18 protein-coding genes and 1 pseudogene are annotated in these 21197 nt (G+C 58.6%); 15 read left to right on the forward strand and 4 right to left on the reverse strand.

All coding sequences use genetic code 11. The features are described 5' to 3' along the window. Nucleotides 1–3 precede the first annotated feature (3 nt). The 4 genes from CCGE525_RS27500 (at nt 4) to CCGE525_RS27515 (ending at nt 3573) form a co-directional block, all read left to right on the forward strand. Nucleotides 4–1809, forward strand: a complete 1806-nt coding sequence (locus CCGE525_RS27500) for an ABC transporter ATP-binding protein (RefSeq protein ID WP_120707425.1) — start codon at nt 4–6, stop codon at nt 1807–1809. Between the two features lie 14 nt (nt 1810–1823). Beyond that, on the forward strand, nt 1824–2681 hold the full coding sequence (locus tag CCGE525_RS27505; protein ID WP_120707426.1) for a ribokinase: 858 nt from the start codon (nt 1824–1826) through the stop codon (nt 2679–2681). Between the two features lie 212 nt (nt 2682–2893). After that, entirely contained in the window at nt 2894–3160 is a 267-nt protein-coding gene (locus CCGE525_RS27510) for a type II toxin-antitoxin system prevent-host-death family antitoxin (protein ID WP_120707427.1), read from the forward strand. Then, nucleotides 3157–3573 carry a hypothetical protein gene (locus CCGE525_RS27515; RefSeq protein WP_120707428.1) on the forward strand — a complete coding sequence of 139 codons (417 nt, stop codon included), beginning with the start codon at nt 3157–3159 and terminating at the stop codon, nt 3571–3573. Before CCGE525_RS27510 ends, CCGE525_RS27515 begins: the two co-directional genes overlap by 4 nt. Nucleotides 3574–3784: 211 nt before the next feature. Here the strand turns inward: CCGE525_RS27515 and CCGE525_RS27520 are convergent. Together CCGE525_RS27520 and CCGE525_RS39925 are read right to left on the reverse strand one after the other, a co-directional pair. Beyond that, nucleotides 3785–4735, reverse strand: a pseudogene (locus CCGE525_RS27520) (chloride channel protein); the annotation flags it as partial. Further along, nucleotides 4617–4877 (reverse strand): hypothetical protein, encoded by a 261-nt coding sequence (locus CCGE525_RS39925; protein ID WP_425375931.1) that lies wholly within the window; start codon nt 4875–4877, stop codon nt 4617–4619. The pseudogene CCGE525_RS27520 and the gene CCGE525_RS39925, both read right to left, overlap by 119 nt. 382 nt (nt 4878–5259) lie before the next feature. Here CCGE525_RS39925 and CCGE525_RS27525 point away from each other — a divergent pair, with 382 nt between their 5' ends. The 3 genes from CCGE525_RS27525 (at nt 5260) to CCGE525_RS27540 (ending at nt 8928) form a co-directional block, all read left to right on the forward strand. Beyond that, on the forward strand, nt 5260–6603 hold the full coding sequence (locus CCGE525_RS27525; protein WP_120707430.1) for an acetyl-CoA hydrolase/transferase family protein: 1344 nt from the start codon (nt 5260–5262) through the stop codon (nt 6601–6603). A gap of 379 nt (nt 6604–6982) precedes the next feature. Next, entirely contained in the window at nt 6983–7765 is a 783-nt protein-coding gene (locus CCGE525_RS27535) for a creatininase family protein (protein WP_245472320.1), read from the forward strand. Continuing rightward, the gene (locus tag CCGE525_RS27540; RefSeq protein ID WP_120707432.1) at nt 7762–8928 is read left to right on the forward strand and encodes a YncE family protein; all 1167 of its coding nucleotides are present in this window, start codon (nt 7762–7764) and stop codon (nt 8926–8928) included. Before CCGE525_RS27535 ends, CCGE525_RS27540 begins: the two co-directional genes overlap by 4 nt. Nucleotides 8929–9173: 245 nt before the next feature. Here CCGE525_RS27540 and CCGE525_RS38515 read toward each other — a convergent pair whose 3' ends face one another. Next, nucleotides 9174–9359, reverse strand: coding sequence for a hypothetical protein (locus tag CCGE525_RS38515; RefSeq protein WP_162950257.1), 186 nt, complete (start codon nt 9357–9359; stop codon nt 9174–9176). Between the two features lie 283 nt (nt 9360–9642). Between CCGE525_RS38515 and CCGE525_RS27545 the strand changes: the two genes are divergently transcribed. From CCGE525_RS27545 to CCGE525_RS27555, 3 genes are all read left to right on the forward strand, one after another. Continuing rightward, complete coding sequence (locus CCGE525_RS27545; RefSeq protein WP_162950330.1) at nt 9643–11784, forward strand: beta strand repeat-containing protein; 2142 nt, start codon at nt 9643–9645, stop codon at nt 11782–11784. A 669-nt stretch (nt 11785–12453) separates the two neighbouring features. Further along, nucleotides 12454–13227 (forward strand): SDR family NAD(P)-dependent oxidoreductase, encoded by a 774-nt coding sequence (locus CCGE525_RS27550; RefSeq protein ID WP_120707434.1) that lies wholly within the window; start codon nt 12454–12456, stop codon nt 13225–13227. Between the two features lie 152 nt (nt 13228–13379). Next, the gene (locus CCGE525_RS27555; RefSeq protein ID WP_245472321.1) at nt 13380–13682 is read left to right on the forward strand and encodes a putative quinol monooxygenase; all 303 of its coding nucleotides are present in this window, start codon (nt 13380–13382) and stop codon (nt 13680–13682) included. A gap of 12 nt (nt 13683–13694) precedes the next feature. Here CCGE525_RS27555 and CCGE525_RS27560 read toward each other — a convergent pair whose 3' ends face one another. Continuing rightward, the gene (locus tag CCGE525_RS27560; RefSeq protein WP_162950331.1) at nt 13695–14819 is read right to left on the reverse strand and encodes a LacI family DNA-binding transcriptional regulator; all 1125 of its coding nucleotides are present in this window, start codon (nt 14817–14819) and stop codon (nt 13695–13697) included. Between the two features lie 454 nt (nt 14820–15273). Between CCGE525_RS27560 and CCGE525_RS27565 the strand changes: the two genes are divergently transcribed. The 5 genes from CCGE525_RS27565 (at nt 15274) to CCGE525_RS27585 (ending at nt 21188) form a co-directional block, all read left to right on the forward strand. Continuing rightward, a complete protein-coding gene (locus CCGE525_RS27565; RefSeq protein ID WP_120707436.1) occupies nt 15274–16308 on the forward strand; it encodes a ketopantoate reductase family protein in 1035 nt (344 codons plus the stop codon). Between the two features lie 99 nt (nt 16309–16407). Next, complete coding sequence (locus CCGE525_RS27570; RefSeq protein ID WP_120707437.1) at nt 16408–17469, forward strand: ketopantoate reductase family protein; 1062 nt, start codon at nt 16408–16410, stop codon at nt 17467–17469. Nucleotides 17470–17525: 56 nt separating this feature from the next. Next, nucleotides 17526–18632 carry a sugar ABC transporter substrate-binding protein gene (locus CCGE525_RS27575; RefSeq protein ID WP_245472322.1) on the forward strand — a complete coding sequence of 369 codons (1107 nt, stop codon included), beginning with the start codon at nt 17526–17528 and terminating at the stop codon, nt 18630–18632. 16 nt (nt 18633–18648) lie between these two features. Beyond that, a complete protein-coding gene (locus tag CCGE525_RS27580) occupies nt 18649–19674 on the forward strand; it encodes an ABC transporter permease (RefSeq protein WP_120707438.1) in 1026 nt (341 codons plus the stop codon). After that, a complete protein-coding gene (locus CCGE525_RS27585) occupies nt 19671–21188 on the forward strand; it encodes a sugar ABC transporter ATP-binding protein (protein ID WP_120707439.1) in 1518 nt (505 codons plus the stop codon). Before CCGE525_RS27580 ends, CCGE525_RS27585 begins: the two co-directional genes overlap by 4 nt. Nucleotides 21189–21197 lie beyond the last annotated feature (9 nt).

Raw genomic sequence — 21197 nt, forward strand, 5'->3', positions numbered from 1 at the left:
GCCATGACCTCCCCAATTCTATCGATCTCTAACCTCAACACCTCGTTCCGCGTCGGCGGCGAGTGGCGCAACGTCGTGCGTAACGTCTCTTTCGACATCGGGCCGAAGGAAACCGTCGCCGTCGTCGGCGAAAGCGGTTCGGGCAAGAGCGTCGCGGCCATGTCGATCATGCGCCTGCTTTCGCCCGCCAATTCACGGGTCACCGGTCGCATCGACTTCGAGGGCAAGAACCTTCTCGACTTGCCGCTCGACGCCATGCAGTCCATCCGCGGCAACCATATCGGCATGATCTTTCAGGAGCCGATGACGAGCCTCAATCCGGTGCTGAAAATTGGTCATCAGATCACGGAAGTTCTTGTTCAACATCGCGGCATGTCGCATAGCCAGGCGGAAGCCGAGGCGGTCCGGCTTCTGGAAAAGGTTCGCATTCCCTCTGCCAAATCGCGGCTTTCGGAATATCCGATGAACTTTTCCGGCGGCATGCGCCAGCGCGTCATCATCGCCATCGCCCTCGCCTGTGATCCGAAGCTGCTGATCGCCGACGAACCGACGACGGCACTCGACGTGACGATCCAGGCGCAGATTCTGGAACTCATCAAGACCCTGCAGGAAGAAGAGGGGACGTCCGTCCTCTTCATCACCCACGACATGGGCGTCGTGGCGGAAATCTCCGATCGCACCGTCGTCATGTATCGCGGCGAACAGGTGGAAACCGACACGACACGTGAGATCTTCGCCGGCGCCAAGCACCCGTATACGCGGGCGCTTCTATCCGCCGTGCCGCGGCTCGGTTCGATGACCGGTCTCGACCGGCCGCTGCGTTTCCCGCAGGTCGACATGGCGACCGGTGAGGTCCAACCGGTCAAGCCGACCGAAGACACAGTCAAGCGCAACGCGCCGCCCATTCTCAAGGTCGATGGCCTCGTCACCCGCTTCGACATCAAGAAGGGCTTCCTGCGCAAGACGATCGGCCGCATTCATGCGGTGGAGAACGTCTCGCTCGAACTGAGGCAAGGCGAGACGTTATCGCTGGTTGGCGAATCCGGCTGCGGCAAATCGACGACCGGCCGTTCGATCATCCGCTTGACGGATGCGCGGTCCGGCGAGATCGCGATCGACGGCAAGAACGTGCTGGACGCCAGCAAGTCGGCGCTCGCCGAAATCCGCCGCGAGGCGCAAATGATCTTCCAGGATCCGTTCGAAAGCCTCAATCCGCGCATCCGCGTCGGTGCGGCGATCGCCGAGCCCATCGTCACCCATGGTCGCGGAACGGTGGCCGAGGCGAAAGAGCGTGTTGGCGATCTGCTGGAGCGCGTCGGATTGTCCGCCTCGATGGCGGATCGCTTCCCGCACGAATTCTCGGGCGGCCAGCGGCAGCGCGTCTGCATTGCCCGCGCTCTCGCCCTGGAGCCGAAGTTGATCATCGCCGACGAATCCGTCTCGGCGCTCGATGTGTCGGTCAAGGCGCAGGTCATCAACCTGATGCTCGACCTGCAGGAAAAATACGGGCTTGGTTATCTCTTCATCAGCCATGATATGGCGGTGGTGGAGCGGATCAGCCACCGTGTAGCCGTGATGTATCTCGGCGAGATCGTCGAGATCGGTCCGCGGCAGGCCGTCTTCGAAAACCCACAGCACGATTACACGAAGCGGCTGATGGCAGCGGTTCCGATCGCCGATCCCTCGCATCGCCAGGCACGCCGGATCTCCAACGACGAGATCAAGAGCCCGTTTCGTGCGGCAGATTACGTGCCACCGAAGCGGTCCTACGGCCAAGCCGGCGAAGGCCATTTCTTCCAGGTCGCCTAACAGGAGCGCATATCGTGATCGTCACGTTCGGTTCGATCAATGTCGATTTCGTCTTCGAGATGGCGGAGATGCCGCAGCCGGGACAGACCCTGCTAGCGAACGGTTTCAGGATTGAAGCCGGCGGTAAAGGCGCCAACCAGGCGCTGGCCGCAGCCCGCGATGGCGCCGAAGTCGTAATGGTCGGTGCCGTCGGCTCTGATGCGCTGGCCGAAATCGGCATGCAAAATCTCGCGACCGCGGCCGATATTTCTCGTGTTGAGCGTCTCTCGGAGCCGACCGGTTGTGCTTCGATCTATATCGACGTTGCCGGTCACAACATGATTGCAGTGGCTGCCGGCGCGAATCTCTCTGCTTCCTCCGATGCCGTCGATGAAGATCTGCTGAGCCTGGCCGCCATCGTCGTCATGCAGATGGAAAACGATACAGCAGAAGTGGAAAAACTCATCCGCCGCGCACATGAGCTCGGGAAAACCTCGATCCTAAACCTGGCTCCCGCATTTCCGCTTCGCGCCGAGGTTCTATCGCTCTGCGGTCTAATCGTGGTCAATGAGGACGAGGCAGAAGCGCTGGGCGGCTGGCTGGGCTGCGGCTCTAGCGCCAGGGAACTGTCCGAGACGCTCTCGACAGGGATTGTGCGAACGCTTGGCGGTGATGGTGCCGAGGCGCATCTCGATGGAGAGGACATTCGCGTCCCGGCGATGCCGGTCGATGTGAAAGACACGACCGCTGCAGGCGATTGCTTCCTCGGCGTTCTCGCGTCGGCTCTGGATCGCGGCCTTTCACTGCGGCTCGCGATGCAGCGGGCATCTGTTGCGGCAGGTATTGCTTATTCGCGGTCGGGAAGCCAGTCCAGCATTCCACTGGCTGAATAGACTGACGGGACGACTCCAACGGAGTCCTGATGTTTGGCCGTGCGAGTTTACCCAAAGGTTTATGTCGAGCATGAGCTCGGCTGATGGCTCAGTTCCCGTCAAGAGCATTTGTTACGCTCTTATGCAGCATTTGCAGCAATGCTGTATTTTCTGGATTGCGGTGCTTTAGCATGCTATATGAAGGTCAAATTCTGGTTTGAGGAAGGCCGAAAATGGCAGACCATGGCAGCTCTTTTACAACAAGCGATCTCTCGCGAAAGTCTGGCGACATAATTGCTGAAGCTTTGCGCCATCCCGTGACGATTACCCAGCGGAATAAGCCCCGGTTGGTGCTGCTCAATATCGAAGATTACGAGCGGCTTATGAGACAGTCCAATGTGCGGACCGTTGAAACGATTGATACCATGTCTGATCAACTCTTCGCCCAATTCGAGGCGGCTGTCGATGCCTATGCCGATAGTGACGACGCCAATCGATGAGCGGTTATGAAGAGATACAGACTGCGGTGGTCGTGCGCTACCGTTATCTTTGGAGCCGGGAAGCAGACAACGGCGAAACGGAAGGTCGGAAGGAACGGCCCGTTGCCGTCGGCGTTCGGATCGCTAGGACAGACGGTGATCTTGTGCTCTTCTTTCCAATAACAACCAAACAGCCGGAAAGTGGACGCTTTGCTGCAGAGATCCCGGTTATTGAGAAGCGCCGCGCCGGTCTCGATGTCGATCGACGTCTCTGGATTATTTTGGACGAATTCAACAGTGACGTTATTGGCCGCTCCTTTTATATAGAGCCTGAGCCACCGGTTGGCCGCTTCAGCAAAGCGTTCTTCCTTCCCCTGCTCCGCGAATTCATCGCCCGAAGTAAGACGCTAACGGAAGTTAGCCGCGTTAGGTAATTGCGGTTCTCCGGCCTAGCGCCGTTTGAGGCTGAGCATACGCGGGAATGATTTCCGCTTATGCTTAGCTGTTGGCGCTAGGATCTCGATCGGGCTGACCTATGCGGCCTCCCAAACCTGGTTCAGGATCTTTGCCGCCAAGCCGCCTTGTCCTGAGGCAGGAAGCGACCCTAGTGTTGTTGCACGACATCGGACGTATCCTGGATGGCGCAGCTGAGGCAATCGCTTTCAGGAGAAAGATGATGGCGAGTGTCGTCAGCGTGTTTTGCGTTTCGAAATTCAGATGCAAGGCACCGTGGCCGGCCGAAAGCACTTGCGGTGTGACCATGGCCAGCAATCCGACGATCCCGCCGCCCAGCGCTGGGCGCAACGCCTGATGGATTGAGCTTTTCCGGGCAACCTGTTTGGTAAAGGTGACAGCTTTCATGATGACAATCCCCAGCATTGCGCAGAGGGCGCCAAGCAGGACAGCCGGCAAAAAATCGCGGGGTGCAATCGCTCCGATATTGCCAACTTCGATCAGGAATGTGTTGCCGGAGAGCGCCCGGGCGACAAGGGTTGCCAGGATGGCGGCGACTGCGGCCGGCGCAAGGGCAACGGTGCTGTAGGTGCCGATGATCAGCTCGAAGGCGTAGAAGGAGCCTGTCAACGGGGCATTGAACGCGGCTGCGATGGCGCCGGCGGCCCTACAACCGATCAGGATGCGCTGATCCTCTCTTCTGAAGGTGAGTTTCGTGCCGAGCTTCGATGCGATGCCGGAGGAGAGCTGGGTATAGCCGGCCTCCAAACCGACCGATGCCCCGAAGCCGTTGGAGATCAGGTTTTGGGCCGCAACGATAATACTGTCGGTCAGGGATATGCGGCCGCCATACAATGCATTGGCTTCGATCGGATCTACGATTGGCCGGTTTCGTCTCTTCCTGAGAATCAGGAAGACGATGCCCATGATCGCGCCACCGGCTACCGGCGCCATTAGAACCAGCAGCTCGTTGTCGATCGGTGAGGCGCTCAGCCATTCGTCATGCGATATACCGAAAAGAAGGCTATGCAGCGCCTTCGATATCCAGCTCATTGCGCTCACCACGCAGCCCGAGGCGATCCCGACCAGCGCCGCGCAGATTATCAATCCGATTTCGCTTCCTCTCGCGAAAGCCTTCTTTCGAAAGAGCTTGACGCGCGCTTGCGCTGTTCGAGAAAGAGAAGAGGTTTTGCGGGAGAGTGTGAAAAAAGCTACGGAAGACATGGTTCGAAGCGATCGGATACGGGCGATGTTTGGGTGCCGGAATAAAGAATGGCTGGAGCATGGTCGGCGCCCAGAATGAGTTCGCCAGGAGGTATAGACCGCAACCGGTTATGTGCATAATACCTTCGGCGTCCCCTCCGATTTCCGCCGGTTATCGCGTTCGTGAGCGGGTGAGTTGGCAGTGAAGGCCCACGTGGGTGCGACCAGCTTTTCTTTCGCCTCCTCGGTCATTCAGTCGACCATGAGACCGCACGGTCTCGCGAGTTCTCATTCGAAGGCCGGATCCCTGCGCGTCCAGCCTTGCAAAAACACGCATTGCGCGGTTTTGATAGAGTGTGTTCCGTGGCAGACGGAAGCCCGCAGCAGCCGTAAATGCCGATGAGGACGTGAACACAGAAATGGATGCTGATTTATTCTGAAGATAGCACTGGGAGGAGGGCCCAATGACTACCATCCATCAGACGCTGTTTCGCGAACGGCTGCTATCCGCAAAGGAGGCCGTCGCTCTGATCCCCTCGGGCGCGAAGGTCGCGATGCCGATAGCTGCCGGTCAGCCGCCCGCGATCCTTGCAGCATTGGCCGAGCGGGCCCGGGCGGGAGCCGTCGAAAATGTGCGGCTCCACTATCTTCTTTGTACTGGTGTTGCGGGAACCAGCGTCTTCGATTTCGACCTCTGCCATCGGATCATTCCGATAAGTTACTTTCACGGAGGCGTGGAGCGTGCGCTCGACAAGAGGCGATCGGCCGAGGCATTGCCTGCCGTCGACCTGGTGCCCTGCCATTTCAGCCAAGTGCCGCGCTCGCTGGTCGAGCACGTCGGGGTAGATACGCTGATTGCAACGGTCGCGCCGATGGATGCGGATGGCAATTTCAGCCTCGGCGCCAGTACCGACTACGCGCTCACGGTATCGCGGAAGCCGGGAATTCGGCTGATCCTCGAAGTCAATGCGAAGATGCCTTATGTGCGGGGCGATTGCATGATCCCCGTATCGAGCGTGACGGCGCTGGTGGAAAACGATGTTGACCTGCCGATGCTGCCGGCGGCTCCCAGCAATGAAGTGGACGATGCCATCGGTGCGATCGTCGCAGGCCTGGTGGAAGACGGTGATTGCCTGCAAATGGGGATCGGCGCCTTGCCGGATGCAGTGTGCTCGCGGCTTTCGCAACACCGCCACCTCGGTATTCATACGGAAATGATGACGGTGGGCCTTGCCAATCTTGTCAAGGCAGGCGTGGTTGACAATAGCCGCAAGCAAACACACGTCGGGCGATCGATCTTCACCTTCGCACTGGGTGATCAATCGCTTTACGACTTCCTGCACAACAATCCGGACATTGAAGCCTATCCGGTCGACTATGTGAACAATCCTTTCGTCATTTCTCGGAACGACCGGGCCGTGTCGGTCAACGCAACGCTGCAGATCGATCTGAACGGGGCATGCAATTCGGAATTCATGAACGGCAGGCAGTTTAGCGCGTCCGGCGGCCAGGTCGATTTCGTGCGTGGCGCCTATGCTTCGCGGGGAGGGCGGTCGATCATCGCCTGTCATTCCACGGCGGCGAAAGGCACGCTCTCGCGCATCGTTCCAGCGCTGACTGGGCCAGTGACGACATCACGCAACGACACGCATATCGTCGTCACCGAATATGGATGGACGAACCTCAAGGGCAAATCCGTGGCCGAGCGAGCAAGGGCACTGATTGCGTTGGCCCACCCGGATTTTCGTGAGGAGCTGGATCGGGCAGCCCATGCGGCAAGGCTTTATGCTGATACTGCGTTCGCTTAGGGAGTTTAGCCTGCCAGGTTGACGGACAAATTCCGTACCTGCGAATCTCGTCGGGCGCGTTCATGAGACGGCTCGATGGCATTAACGGAATAGGCCAAACCCTCGCGGAGGAAGTCCAGAACCACCCGCAACCAGTTGGTGCAATCCTCATCGCCCTGTTTTCTTGCTGGGGACGACACCCTGTGCCAACTCGGCTCTTCGTGCGGTCCTCTATCCCGAATACAAAGCCTGAATATTTAGGCAATCGTTACTTTACACTTCTATAAAGTGATAACGGGCAGCTTCAGATTGACTGCTGAACGCGACGCACGATTTGTGAGGCACGATGATCTGTCGGCGCAAGTTCACCTTCGTTGGTATCTATCTCGCAGTTTTGTCTATGTTTGTGTTTCTTTCGACATATCCTTCGGCCGCGTCGGTCTTGCTTGAGGACCAAACCTGGACGGAACTGCGTGATCTTATTAAATCTGGAACAACGACGATCATTGTGCCAATCGGGGGCGTCGAACAAAGCGGCCCGGCTATGGCGCTGGGCAAGCACAATGTGCGAGTGAAGTATCTCGCCGGGAAGATAGCCGAGCGGCTCGGCAATGCGCTGGTTGCGCCGGTGATATCGTATGTTCCCGAGGGTTCGATCGATCCGCCGACCGGGCATATGAAATTTCCGGGCACGATCTCGATCAGCGACAAAATTTTTGAACAGTTGCTCGAATCCGCGGCCCGCAGCTTCAAACTGCACGGCTTCACGACCATTGTCTTGATCGGCGATCACGGGGGCTACCAAGCCGATGAGCGTCTGGTAGCCGATCGCCTGAACCGAGAATGGGGCAATACGCCAGCCAGAGTGTTCGCCGCGCTCGAATATTACGAGATCACCAACGGCGCCTATGTCGAGAAGCTTTTGTCTTCTGGTGCAAAGAGTAATGAAATCGGGACGCACGCCGGGTTGGCCGATACATCGCTTATGCTCGCCATCGATCCGTCAATGGTACGCATGGATCGCATCCTGGCTGCTCCGAAGCTTGGTGCGGCTGATGGCGTCTACGGTGGCGATCCAACGCGATCATCCGCCGAGTTTGGCCAAATGGGTGTGGATCTGATCGTCAATGGGACGACTGACGCAATCCGCGAGTTCATCGCAAATCGGCGGCGGCCGCAATGACGAGAGGACGCTTCAAGGCAATTCCCGCTCTAGTCTGGTGTATTGTCGCGCTGCAAGCGGCCTCAGCTTCAGCCGACCCATGCGCGGAGGCGTGCAGTGAGCAGTCGACGCCGCAGGGCGCCGTCAACATCTACAGCGAAACAACGTCAGACCACATGTCGCCAGCGACAACGGATGCGCTGCCACGAGTCTATGTGCCCAACCATGCGTCCAACAGCGTATCGGTCATCGACAGCCAAACGCTGAAGGAAGTCGACAGATTCCCAGTCGGACGGCATCCTCAGCACATCGTGCCTTCTTGGGATCTGAAGACGCTTTGGGTTGCCAACGACGCCGGTCTCTCAAACAAGGGCAGCCTGACACCCATTGACCCAAAGACGGGAAAGCCCGGCAAGACAATTCCGGTAGACGATCCCTACAACATGTATTTCATGCCGGATGGCAGTTCAGCGATCATTGTCAACGAGGCATACAGACGGCTCGAGCTGCGCGACCCGCAGACGATGGCGATCAAATCGGTTATTTCAACGCCTACCTGTCATGGCATCAACCATGCGGATTTTGCCGCCGACAATTCCTATGCGATCTTCACTTGCGAGTTTGCCGGAGGCGGCCTTGTGAAAGTGGACTTGTCGACCAAAAAAGTCGTCGGCAACCTCACCTTGTCCAAGAAAGGGATGCCGCAGGACATTAGGCTTTCACCGGACGGTAAGGTTTTCTACGTGGCCGACATGATGAATGACGGCGTCTTCATGATTGACGGCAACAGCTTTACCGAGATCGGTTTCATTCCAACTGGCGTGGGAAGTCATGGACTTAGCGTCAGCCGCGACGGAACTCAGCTCTTTGTCGCAAATCGCGGCTCGCACAATATGAAGCGAGCAGGTCCGCATGGTCCAGGCAGCGTAACGGTGATCGATTTCGCAACCCGTTCGGTCGTTGCACAATGGCCAGTACCTGGCGGTGGCAGTCCTGATATGGGAAATGTCAGCGCGGACGGCAAACAATTGTGGCTATCCGGTCGCTTCGACGGCGAGGTCTACATGTTCGACACTACCACCGGCGCCGTGACAAAGGTTCGAGTGGGCGTCGAGCCGCACGGGCTCACGGTTTGGCCACAACCCGGTAGGTATTCGGAAGGCCATACCGGGAACATGCGTTAGCTTGCGGAAACACGTCTGCAAGAGCGGCCTTTGCATCGGATTGGGCGTTCCACAGGCTGCAAGCGCACGTCATCGAAAATTTTTTCGACCCCATCGTGAGAATCGTCATCGTGTATGAGCGAAGCTTTGCAACATGGCGGCGCGAGTTCTTAAATCCCTGACGCGTCGAGCTCTTGGGCGTCGTCGCCTTCCCAGGGTGAGGGCATTGGCGTACAGCACTTCAATTCCGGCTCGGCATATTCGATTCAGCGACCAGGCAAGGAATCAGAGGCGCGCCAGCCTTCTGCACTGAACTGCGTGCGGAATTCAAAGTCGTTGACCGGGCGGGTCGAACCGATCCGCGTCGCAGGGAGATAATCCGGGCCATGGCAATCGACCGAGCTCGCGGCTGCCTCGAATTTGCGACGAAACTTTTGGGTCAGCTCGCGCAAGCCTCGGATCAGGTGCCTCTGTTACGGCTGCAATAGGAAATATCCCGCGAGTAGCGCGGGGACTATGAAACCTAAAGCAGTCAGTTAGTTCGCAATCGCATTTATTCCTGCGCCTCAGCCGCTGTCGTTAGCCGGATAATCGGAAGCCTTTGCGGCTACCTAGTCCGGCGGGACAAGCAAGACGTGATCAAGCTAATATTTGGAACGCTCGTCTATGACTTCAATCATTTCTTCTCTATCCGCAAATGTGATCCGGTCTCTTCCCACCGCCACGATCGCTTCTTTGACCACGGACGAGGTAGCGGCGCTGGGCACAAGCCAAATCAAGGCGCTTACCTCAGCCCAGATCGCCGCGTTGGATACGCAGGATGTTGCTGTTCTCACCTCGACGCAGATGAACGCCATATCAGCGGGCGCGATCGTGGGCTTGGGGCTAGACCAACTGGCCGTTCTATCATCGGTCCAGATTGGGGGGCTCTCTACGGTTGAAGTGAAAGCGCTGACCACCAATCAGATTGCGGCGCTGTCGACAGCGCAGATCGGCGCGTTGACGACGACGCAGATCGCTGCTCTCTCTGCCGCAGAGGTCGGCGCCCTGTCGTCGCAGGATATTGCGGCGCTGTCGAGCGACCAAATCGGAGCCATCAGCTCGGTCGCCCTGTCGAAGCTTTCAACCGCTAATGTCGCCTTGCTCTCCACCGGCACGATCGCCGCTTTGAAGACCGCGCAGATCGCGGCACTGACGTCCAACCAGATCGCTGCACTCACGACCAACCAGATCGGCGTTTTGAGTTCCATACAGATCGGCGCTTTGAGCGCGAAGCAGGTTGCGGCTCTGAGCACCGTCGCCGTGGCTGCGCTCTCGAGTGAACAAATCGCCGCGCTGAAGCCTGCCTCGACCGCGGCGCTGACCACCGGTCAGATTGCGGCGCTGACGACGGCGCAGATCGGTTCATTGTCGAGCGCGCAGATCGCGGCGCTGACGGCCGCAGAGGTTGGTGCCCTGTCGTCGCAGGATATTGCGACGCTGTCGAGCGACCAAATCGGAGCCATCAGCGCGCTGGCCTTATCGAAGCTCTCCACGGATAACGTCGCATTGCTCTCCACCGGCACGATCGCCGCCTTGAAGACCGCGCAGATCGCGGCACTGACGTCCAGCCAGATCGCCGCACTCACGACCAACCAGATCGGCGTCTTAAGTTCGACGCAGATCGGCGCTTTGAGCGCGAAGCAGGTTGCGGCTCTGAGCACCGCCGCCGTGGCCGCGCTCACGACCGCGCAAATCGCCTCACTGAAGTCCGCCTCGATCGCTGGGCTGACCACCAGTGAGATCGCGGCGCTATCGACGGCGCAGATCGGTTCATTGACGACGACGCAGATCGCCGCTCTGACGGCGGCAGAGGTTGGCGCCCTGTCGTCGCAGGATATTGCGGCGCTGTCGAGCGACCAAATCGGAGCCATCAGCGCGCTCGCCCTGTCGAAGCTTTCGACTGCTAATGTCGCCTTGCTCTCCACCGGCACGATCGCCGCTTTGAAGACGGCGCAGATCGCGGTGCTGACCTCCAGCCAGATCGCTGCACTCACGACCGGTCAGATCGGCGCTTTGAGTTCCGCGCAGATGGGCGCGTTGAGTGCGAAGCAGATTGGGGCTCTGAGCACCGTCGCTGTGGCTTCACTCTCGACCGAGCAAATCGCCTCACTGAAGTCTGTCTCGATCGCGGCACTGACCACCGGGCAGATCGCAGCGCTGTCGACTGCGCAGATCGATGTATTGTCGACTGCGCAGATCGCCGCTCTGACGGCCGCAGAGGTCGGCGTCCTGTCGTCGCAGGATATCGCGACGTTGTCGAGCGATCAAATCGGTGCCATTAGCGCGCTCGCCCTGTCGAAGCTCTCGACTGCTAATGTCGCATTGCTCTCCACCGGCACGATCGCTTCCTTGAAGACGGTGCAGATCGCGGCGCTGACGCCCAGCCAGATCGGTGCGCTCACGACCGGTCAGATCCATGTTTTGAGTTCCACACAGATCGGCGCTTTGAGCGCGAAGCAGATTGCGGCTCTGAGCACCGTCGCCGTGGCCGCACTATCGACCGAGCAGATCGCCTCACTGAAGTCTGCCTCGATGGCGGCTCTGACCACCAGTCAGGTTGCGGCGCTGTCGACGGCGCAGATCGGTTCATTGACGACGACGCAGATCGCGGCACTGACGTCCGCCGAGATCGGCGCCCTGTCGTCGCAGGATATCGCGACACTGTCGAGCAGCCAAATCGAGGCCATCAGCATCCGAGGCCTGCGGGGACTGTCAACCTACGATATTTCGGTGCTGTCCAGTGACCAATTGCACGCTATCACCACAACCCAGGCAGAGGCATTGGACTCGGCGCAAGCCGCGGCGATCATTGCGGCCTATGTTGCTCATAGCTGACTATGACGTCGGTGGCAGAACCGCTTGCGGTTCCTCGAAATGACGAAGAGGACGGCAAACCAGTCACGAGTTCAACAAAGAAAGGCCGAACGATGTTCTCGCCGGCCTCCCTTGCTCCATTTCGATACTGCCGGTACATCCGCGGTCAGTCATCGGAAGTGGCTCATGAGGTGAGTATGTCACTGCTGAGAGTTTGTGCAAGGAACAAATTTGGAGTAGGCCATTGTCCTACTTTTTGGCTGTTCCACCTTGCTTGAACGCGATTCCGCTAGCCACCAATGCAGACCAGCAGTTCTTAAACACTGCAGACGGATCGTTGAGTACCTAAACCGAATGCGCTGCGGTTGGTCCCATCTCGGTCCGATCCTTGTAGAGAAGCGCCGCCCATATAGGCTTCGCATGATTTCTTACTGGCGCTCGCTGATCCATCATTGCAAATGAAGGTTGGTCCCTGGCAGTGATCGACGCTGCCTTTGTGGCCACTGCATCGAGTAGTGACCCATGAAATAGCTGGCGCCTCTCCGATTTGCCGGCATATGTCGGATCAATCTGCATCGCTCAGTTCGTCCGATTCTGAAGAACAAAATCCAAAATGGATAATTGCGCGGTTCTCATCCTGAAAATTATTCATACCCTTTTTCCGACAGGTTTGGGAGGAGCGACGAGATAATGACGGATACGAAGCTTTGCATTTTGACAGGGGCTGCCGGGGAAGTTGGCCGGGCAACGGCGCGGCGTTTCGCAGAGAGCGGCTGGTCGATGATCCTGTGCGACAGGATGGCTGACATTTCAGCTCTGGCGAACGATTTTTCTGCCGAGTTCGGTCGCACCTGCCTGGGCATCCAGATGGATCTGGCGAACGATCAGGAGGTCGATCGGGTTGCAAAGACAGCGAATGAAACCGGCATTCCATTGCGCTTCCTGGGACTGGTGGCCGCGATCAACCATCCGGCCGTCAGCATCGAGAATATCGACATGGCCCTATGGGACCGGGTGCACAACATCAATCTGCGGGCGAACGTGAAGTTCATTAGCGCGTGCGTGCCGCAGCTGCGCAAGGCTGGTAATGCTTCCATCGTGAATGTCGCCAGCTACTGGGGCAGGGAAGGTCATGCCTATTTCAGCCCCTATTGCACATCGAAGGCCGCACTGATTTCGCTGACGCAAAGCGTCGCCGCGGAGCTCGCGCCAGATATCCGGGTGAATTGCGTCGCGCCAGGCAATATCAACACGCCGATGCATTTCAATGCGCTGGCGGTCGAGGCTGAAAAACGCGGAATTTCCGCCGATGAAATGCGTGAGATCGAGTGGGCCAAGATCCCGATGGGCCGTCCTGCTGAAACAGCAGAGATAGCATCCGCAATTCATTTTCTGTCTACCGACGATGCTAGCTATTTCATCGGCGCGACGCTGGACGTCAATGGTGGCTGCCGATTCACCTAACGAGACGGCGATCGGCGCAGAAAATTGGAAGGTCAGAGCATCCCGCTTTCAGGTGGAGCCACCTGCAAGCGGATAAGATGCTCCAGATTCAAAAGACGAGAGCGGCCTTTGTGCGTTCAAATAAACGCATGGCGCTGTAGGGGAGGGAAAGAATGTTGGATCAGCTTACGGTCATCGCTCATCTCGTGGCGCGTCCGGACAAGATCGAGGACACAAAGGCATTTCTGATGTCGCTCATCGAGCGGACGCGCGCTGAGGAAGGCTGCGTCGACTATCATCTGCACCAGAGCCAGGAGGACCCGGCCAACTTCGCCTTCTATGAAAACTGGACCAACCGCGCGGCCCTGGACGAGCATATGGAGACGCCGTATCTGCAGGAGTTGATCGCGCGAAAGGACGAGTTTTTCAAAGTTGACCCGGACATTCGCCTGCTGACGATGATTTCGCCGCGATGATGTCCGTCCGGCTCAACCGGTAATCGCGCCCGATTGGACAGCGACAGGCGAAGGATCGGCATCCGATCCGCGCTTACGCACCGGGCCTGTGCTGCCTCGCAGCACCAGATGAGGCGTGAGAAGGACGCGCTTTATCGGTTGCGAAAGATTCTTGATCAGGCTCATGAGTAGGTCGGCGCCCTCCAATCCGAGGTCACGACCCGCAGTGTGTAATGTTGTCAGCGGCGGCGACAGCATATTCATGAACGGCAGATCGTTGACGCCGGTCAGCGAAATCTGTTCCGGACAAGAGATGCCAGCCGATTTCAGCGCAACAAGGCATCCAACGGCGAGCAGGTCGTTGAAGGCGAGGACGGCGGTGCTGGTCAATCCTGACGCCAACATATGCGCCATGATCCGCTCGCCCTCAGCAACATCATAGGCTCGCGCTTCGACAACATCGAACCGGCAACCGGCAGCCTTTGCAAGGCGTGTCGCCGCATTGAAACCCGCCAGCCGGTTCTGAGCGGTAGAGGCCGCCAACGGCGGGGTGACGTAGCTGATATCCCTATGGCCCAGATCGAGAATGTGCTCAACCAGCGCTTGAACGCCTGAAACATCGTCCATCGAAATCGACGACATCCGAGGGTGCCTGGGATCCCGAAGAACGGCAACGGTCGGTATGCCCAGTTCCAAGCAGAGTTCGACTGAGGGGTCATTGAGCTCGAAGCTGGCAACGACCAGGCCGGCGACGAACTGACTGCTCATCCGCTCGATGATCGATCGGAGTTTAACGGGACTGTAATCCGAGTTAGCGACGAAGGTCACGTAGCCATCTTCCGCCACGCGTTCTTCCACGGAAGCGATGATTGGAGAAAACAAGGGGTCGCTGAGATTAGGGACGATGAGACCGATGGTTCCCGTCTTCTGCGTTCGAAGGCTAGAGGCGAGAGTGTTTCGCTTGTAGCCGAGCTGCTCGGCCACCTTCTCGATCTTTCGGACGACCTTGCTCGATATCCGATGGCTCGTGCCCGGGTTCAGCGCACGCGACGCCGTCGAGACATGCACGCCGGCGCCGTTCGCAACGTCAACGATGGTGACGCGCGGGCGCTTGCCTTGATGACGCTGCGGGATATCGATCATTCGGGGGCCGGCCACATCAACTTTCGGATTCGGTTGATTGGGAAAATATGCGATCAAACCTTTGCACACAAGATGGGTGATAAAGCGATTGCGGTTCGACGATTATCATCTCACTGGGAGAATCCCCTTTAAAGAGACAACCCTTGGCTTAAAGTGCTTCGAAATTTCGCCCTTTGCTAGCTGATAGTGAGTAAAAGCGACCGCCTGAAACAGCGTCCCGACAAGGCCACTCGTTCTAAATTTTCGTGTGCCTAGGATACTTTCGCAGATATTAGACAAACGGTTGTCTTAGAGAGGCTCATAACAAACCACTATAAAAGCTATATAAATCGGTATTCCTGATCTTTCCATGCCCAAGGAATCTGCAAAAGAGAGCAAACGTTTGCACTTGACTCATCCGTTTGTGGCTTCTAATCATGCCCACCAACGGAGCGGCACAGTGCGTGCCGGGGAATGGAGAGAACGCACGATGTCCTGGGATTTCGAGCGCAGTCCAAAGATCGCATTTGTCGGTACCGGCGCGCAGGGCGCGTCGATTGGTGCCGATTTTGCGCTGGCGGGCCTTGATGTAACCTTCATCGAGCAGTGGCCGGAGCATGTCGATGCGATGAATGAGCGCGGTATCACAGTGCACCTGCCCATGCGCTCAATTAATGCAAACGTTCGCGCAAAACACCTTTGCCAAGTGGCAGAACTGCGGGAGCGCTTCGATATCATCTTCCTGGTGGTCAAGGCTTACGATACCCGCTGGACATGCCAGCTCGTCGAGCCGGTTCTGGCATCCGACGGCCTCGTCGTCGGTGTGCAGAATGGAATGACGCAGCATGCGATCGCTTCAGTCGTTGGCGTCGAGCGCACTGTCGGCGCCGTCTTCGACATGGCGTCGAATATGTTCGTGCCTGGCGTGACAAACCGACAGAACGATCACGACACGTCCTGGTTTGCGCTCGGTGCTCTCGATCCGGCAAATCGGGCGCGGGTGGAAAGAATCGCGGAGCTGCTGCGGCTGAGTGGCCGCGTCGAGGTTTCGGACGATATCGGTTCCGCCAAGTGGATGAAGCTGGTTGTCAATGCCGCGCAATTGGTTCCGTCGGCCATCCTGAACCTCCCATTCGCGGAGGCGATCAAGATGCCCGGCATGGCGACGGTGATGCGAACCGCAGGTTATGAGGCGATGCGCGCGGCGCAGGCCGATGGCGCAAGCATTGTTCCAATCCTCGGCATGGCCCCGACGACGACCAACGATCCGGAACGCTATGTAGACGAGATTTTCGACGAAGTCCTCAAGACATTCATGATGCCGGATACGCTGACGACCGTCCTCCAGGATTGGCGGAAGAGACGGCGCGCGGAGGTCCTGGATATCAACGGATACGTCGTCGAGACGCTGAAAAGAGCGGAGCAGGCAGCTCCGATCAACGAACGGATCGTCGAGATCGCCCGCTCGATCGAGCGAGGAAGTCTGGCGGCACAGGCGTCGAACAGCTCGCTTTTCGCATCATAAATCTCGCCTGCAGGCGGGGTTAGACGGTCCTGGGCGACCGGAATGATTTGCTGAAACAACGCGTGCACGAGCCGCACGCCACTGGAGAAGGAGAGTTGAATGAGTTGGGATAAGGCGCGCGGCCCGAGAATCGCATTTTTGGGAACAGGCGCTCAGGGCGCGTCCATTGGAGCCGATTTCGCATTGGCCGGGCTCGACGTCACCTTCATCGAGCAGTGGCCGGACCACGTCATGGCCATCCGCGAAAACGGGATCACCGTGAATCTGCCGACCCGCACCATCAATGCGAAGGTCCCCGCTCTGCATCTCTGCCAAGTCGCGGAAATCAAGGAGCCTTTCGATATCGTCTTTCTCGTGGTCAAGGCCTACGACACCAAATGGGCATGCCAGCTCATCGAGCCCTGCCTGGCTCCAGACGGCCTGATCGTGGGGCTTCAGAACGGCATGACGCATGAGGACATCGCTGACGTCGTCGGCCGCGAACGGACCATCGGTGCCGTTATCGAAATTGCCTCCAACATGTTCGTTCCCGGCATCACGAACCGGCAAAACGATCATGACACCTCGTGGTTCGCTCTCGGCGCGTTGGATCCCAAGACGCAGGAGCGAGTTGAAGACGTCGCCGATCTGCTCCGGAATTCCGGCACCGTCGAAGTCATGGAGGATATTCGTTCCGCGAAATGGATGAAGCTCGTCGTCAATGCCGCCGAACTCATTCCGTCGGCGATTATCAACTTGCCGCTGGCAGACGCTGCGCGTGCACCCGGCATGCTCGAAGTCATGCGAGCAGCGGGATACGAGGCAATGCAGGCCGCTCTGGCGGATGGCGCCAAGATCGTTCCGATCATCGGCATGCCGCCGGTCACGACCAACCATCCGGAGCGCTACGTCGACCAGATCTTCGAGGAGGTGCTGAAGACCTTCTCGCAGGCCGACACATTGACGACGTCCTTGCAGGACTGGCGCAAGGGGCGCCGCGCTGAGGTGCAGGAAGTCAACGGATGGGTCGTCGACATCCTCGCCGCTCATGGTCAGAAAGCGCCGGTGAACCAGCGCGTTATGGACGTTGCTTACGATATCGAGGCTGGCCGGATCGAAGCGCGGCCGGAAAATTCGACCCTGTTGATCGAGACATACCAAGCCGTGGCCGACCGTCGATAAGTCCCGGCGGCTGGGCGGCAGGCGAAACATCATTTTAACCTGAGGAGGAGAATGGCATGAAATCGCATCTGAAATTCGGCACCATGGCACGACGGCTCGTGACGTCCGCAGCTGTCTGCGCGAGCATCGCGCTACCGGCCGCGCATGCGAACGCCGGCGAGGCGAAGGGCGGCAAGCTGATTGTCGGCATCGACGAGACAGCTTCCGAATACTGGTCGGAATATCTGCAGGGCGTGAAGGATATCGGCGAGTCGCTCGGCAAGGATCCCGCCGTGCTGACCAGCAATTATCAGGGTGACCAGCTTCTGGCCCAGCTCGGCGCTACCTATTCGGCCGGCTGCAACCAGTGCGCCCTTGCCACCGACCCGTCATCGAACGCCTTCGTAAAAGCCGTAGTCAACAGGTCGGCCAAGTCGAAGGTCCATGTCGTCACGATCTGGAACCGCCCCGAGGACATCCATCCCTGGGACACTGATTCTAAATATTGGGTCGCCCACACGTCCTTTGATGGCGTGATGTCGGGCTATTATCAGGTCATGGCGCTTTGCAAGGCGTTGAACGGCAAGGGCAAGATCGCAGCAATCGAAGGCGTCCCGTCCACCCCGCCGGCCTATCAGCGTATCGCCGGCCTGAAGAAGGGCCTGAAGGAATGCCCCGGTCTCGAACTCGTCGACACGCAGGTCGGTGACTGGCAGGAAACAAAGGCGCAGAATATTACCCGCACCTGGCTTGCGCGCTACGGGGATCAACTGCAGAGCATCTTCGCTTCCAACGATGCGATGGGCCGCGGCGCCGTCGCCGCCCTGAAGGAAAAGGGACTGAACGGTAAGGTTCTAGTTACCGGCTCTGATGGTTCGAATATCGGCCTGGAAATGGTCAAGAACGGCGACATGCTGGCGACCGTCTGGAATGATCCGGTCCTGCAGGGCGCGGTTTCCATGTCGCTCGCCTATGCGGCGGCTGTCGGCGATATCGATCCGGAAAAGCTGACGCATGCGCAGCGCGACTTCTACCTCAAGCAGGATGTCGTGACGAAGGACAACGTCGACAAGTATCTCGACCTCAAGAAGAACGCGCCGAAATACGCCTACGACGAAATCAAGAAAGACTTCTGGAAGGACTCGGCGGGTCAGATTCCGGAAGGCGCAAACGAGAACAAGTAATCGGAAGGAGGGGTCGATGGACGCCGCTACCAGTATGAACTCCAAAACCGGCGCTCGCTCGCTGACGCTGATTGGCGAGATCCGAAGCAAGTCGTCATGGACTCAGTTTGCGGGACCTATTGTGGCGCTCGTCGTGCTGTCCGTAGGTTTCCAGCTGGTTAGCGGTAGCTTCTTTACGATCGACAACCTCAAATCCGTGATCGAGGCAGCGGCGGTTCCTGCAATTCTCGCCGCTGCCATAAGCTTTGTCGTCATCATGGGTTCCATCGACCTCTCGGTGGAAGGCACGATGGCGACGACGAGCATGATCGTTGCCCTCCTGGTCGCAAACAGCGTCAACGGCAACGACTACGGCATGGTGGGGTTACTGGCCGCGCTGGCCACCGGCCTCGCCTTCGGTCTCTTCAACGCCGTCCTCAATGCGGTGCTGCAAATGCCCTCCCTGATAGTGACACTCGGAACCTGGTTCGTCGGGCTGGGCATAGCGGCCGTTCTCTTTCCCCAGCGCGTCCCGCAGATCAACGATCCGCTCATCCTCAACCTGGCCCGTGTTCGCATCTTTGATCTGAGCCTGGTCGTCTACATCGCGCTCGCCGTGATCATCATCAGCCAACTGGTCCTGAATTTCACGAGACTGGGCCGCATGATCTACGCGATCGGAGGCGATGAAGGCCTGCTCGTCGCCTCCGGCCTGCGCATCCGATGGGTCAAGATATCGGCCTTTTCCATTTGCGGTCTGCTCGCGGGCATGTGCGGCGTCTTGCTGTCAGCGCAGCTCAGTACCGGAAATGCGAATATCGGCAATGGGCTTCTGTTTCCAGCGATCAGCGCCGCGGTTCTTGGAGGCACTGTCCTTACCGGCGGACGCGGCGGCGCGGTTCAATCTGCCCTTGGTGCTTTGCTTCTCGAAGTGCTGAACAATGGCCTGATCCAGATCGGAGCCGGTCCCTACACCCGCCATATCATCAGCGGCGCGGTCATCGTCATCGCGGTCGCCGTTGGCGGCTGGCATCGCCGCAGCAAACTGAGGGTCGTAAAATGACAGGCTCGCTCGTTCTCAAAGGTGTCCGCAAGACTTACGGAAGCGTCGTCGCGCTCGAGGGTATCGATCTCGAAATTCCCGCGGGCCAGGTGCTCGGACTGATCGGTCAAAACGGTTCCGGCAAGTCCACTTTGCTGAAGATATTGGCGGGATTGGCAACACCGGATGAGGGCCAGATTGTCCTCGATGGTCAGCCGATCGTGCTGGATTCCGCCGCGGCAGCCGGTCGTTACGGCATCGGCATGGTGCATCAGGAACAGTCGCTGATCCCCAACCTGACCGTCGCGGAAAACATCTTCCTCGACAAGCCGCATCCGGCCAAGAAGAACGGGCTCTACCGGTGGGGGGCCTTGAACAAGGCCGCGCAGGAGCAACTTCATAAGATCTCGGTCGATCTGCCGACCCGCGCGCTCGTCGAGGACCTGCGCTTTGCAGAGCGGCAGCAGGTGGAACTCGCCAAGGTGCTCGCGATCGAAGAACTTGTCGACAGGCCGCCGATCATCTTGTTCGATGAGCCCACATCGGTTTTGACGCCGGACGAGATCAAGCTTCTTTTCAAGCAGATCAACAGATTGCGCGGAAATGCGACGATCGTCTTCGTATCGCACCGTCTGGAAGAGGTCCTGGAAATCAGCGACCGCATCGTCGTCATGACCGACGGCCGCAAGGTGGCCGAAAGAGACAGTGGTTCCGTCGATCGCAACGAACTTTACGAATTGATGGTGGGCCACCAGCGGGTCGCGGGAGCCAGATCGGACCGGAAGACCGCGGTGCAGGCTTCGGCGCCGGTTCTCAAGATCGAGAGGCTGAGCAGCGGCCAGCATTTTCGCAATGTCGACTTCGAACTTCGGCGCGGCGAAATCCTGGGTATAGCCGGCGTGCTCGGCTCCGGCGCCGAGGAGGTCTGCCGGGCGGTCTTTGGCGCCGAACGCGTCGACACGGGAAAGATTGCGATCGAGGGCAGGGCGGTTGCGCCCAGCAGCCCAAGAACGGCCGTTCGCGAAGGCATCGGATATCTGCCGGCCGATCGCCGCTCCGAGGGAATGCTTCCGAGCCGGTCTCTGTTCGAGAACGCTGTCCTGACATTCGGCCTTGACTATGGCTGGCGCTCTTTCGTCGTGAAACGCAGCAAGGAGCGCCCGGTGGCGCTGGAATGGATGAAGCGGCTCAAGGTGAAGATGCATACGCCTTATGCGCCGATATCGAGCCTCAGCGGCGGCAATCAGCAGAAGACCGTGCTCGCGAAATGGCTCATGGCCAAGAAGCTCAAGTTGCTGCTGCTTGACCATCCAAGCCGCGGGCTCGATCCCGGCGCGCGAGACGATCTCTTCGCCGTGATCCGGGAACAGGCCGACAAGGGCCTGTCGATCGTCTTCGTCGGCGACACGATCTCAGAGTTGCTGGAGCTTTCCGACCGGATCGTCGTGATGCGCGACGGCGAGATCACGGCGCATTTCGACCTGACGGGCGGCGCGATACCCAAGGAAGAGGAAGTCGTCGCAGCCATGGTCTGACGCGAGCGG

It is taken from the genome of Rhizobium jaguaris (assembly GCF_003627755.1).
Lineage (GTDB): Bacteria > Pseudomonadota > Alphaproteobacteria > Rhizobiales > Rhizobiaceae > Rhizobium > Rhizobium jaguaris.

Coding starts and splice junctions, on each gene's coding strand:
- CCGE525_RS27515 (WP_120707428.1), top strand. CDS start 3,157: ATGAGCGGTTATGAAGAGATACAGACTGCGGTGGTCGTGCGCTACCGT.
- CCGE525_RS27550 (WP_120707434.1), top strand. CDS start 12,454: ATGACGGATACGAAGCTTTGCATTTTGACAGGGGCTGCCGGGGAAGTT.
- CCGE525_RS27500 (WP_120707425.1), top strand. CDS start 4: ATGACCTCCCCAATTCTATCGATCTCTAACCTCAACACCTCGTTCCGC.
- CCGE525_RS39925 (WP_425375931.1), bottom strand. CDS start 4,877: ATGCTCCAGCCATTCTTTATTCCGGCACCCAAACATCGCCCGTATCCG.
- CCGE525_RS27510 (WP_120707427.1), top strand. CDS start 2,894: ATGGCAGACCATGGCAGCTCTTTTACAACAAGCGATCTCTCGCGAAAG.
- CCGE525_RS27525 (WP_120707430.1), top strand. CDS start 5,260: ATGACTACCATCCATCAGACGCTGTTTCGCGAACGGCTGCTATCCGCA.
- CCGE525_RS27535 (WP_245472320.1), top strand. CDS start 6,983: ATGTTTGTGTTTCTTTCGACATATCCTTCGGCCGCGTCGGTCTTGCTT.
- CCGE525_RS27575 (WP_245472322.1), top strand. CDS start 17,526: ATGAAATCGCATCTGAAATTCGGCACCATGGCACGACGGCTCGTGACG.
- CCGE525_RS27570 (WP_120707437.1), top strand. CDS start 16,408: ATGAGTTGGGATAAGGCGCGCGGCCCGAGAATCGCATTTTTGGGAACA.
- CCGE525_RS27585 (WP_120707439.1), top strand. CDS start 19,671: ATGACAGGCTCGCTCGTTCTCAAAGGTGTCCGCAAGACTTACGGAAGC.
- CCGE525_RS27555 (WP_245472321.1), top strand. CDS start 13,380: ATGTTGGATCAGCTTACGGTCATCGCTCATCTCGTGGCGCGTCCGGAC.
- CCGE525_RS27565 (WP_120707436.1), top strand. CDS start 15,274: ATGTCCTGGGATTTCGAGCGCAGTCCAAAGATCGCATTTGTCGGTACC.
- CCGE525_RS27540 (WP_120707432.1), top strand. CDS start 7,762: ATGACGAGAGGACGCTTCAAGGCAATTCCCGCTCTAGTCTGGTGTATT.
- CCGE525_RS27580 (WP_120707438.1), top strand. CDS start 18,649: ATGGACGCCGCTACCAGTATGAACTCCAAAACCGGCGCTCGCTCGCTG.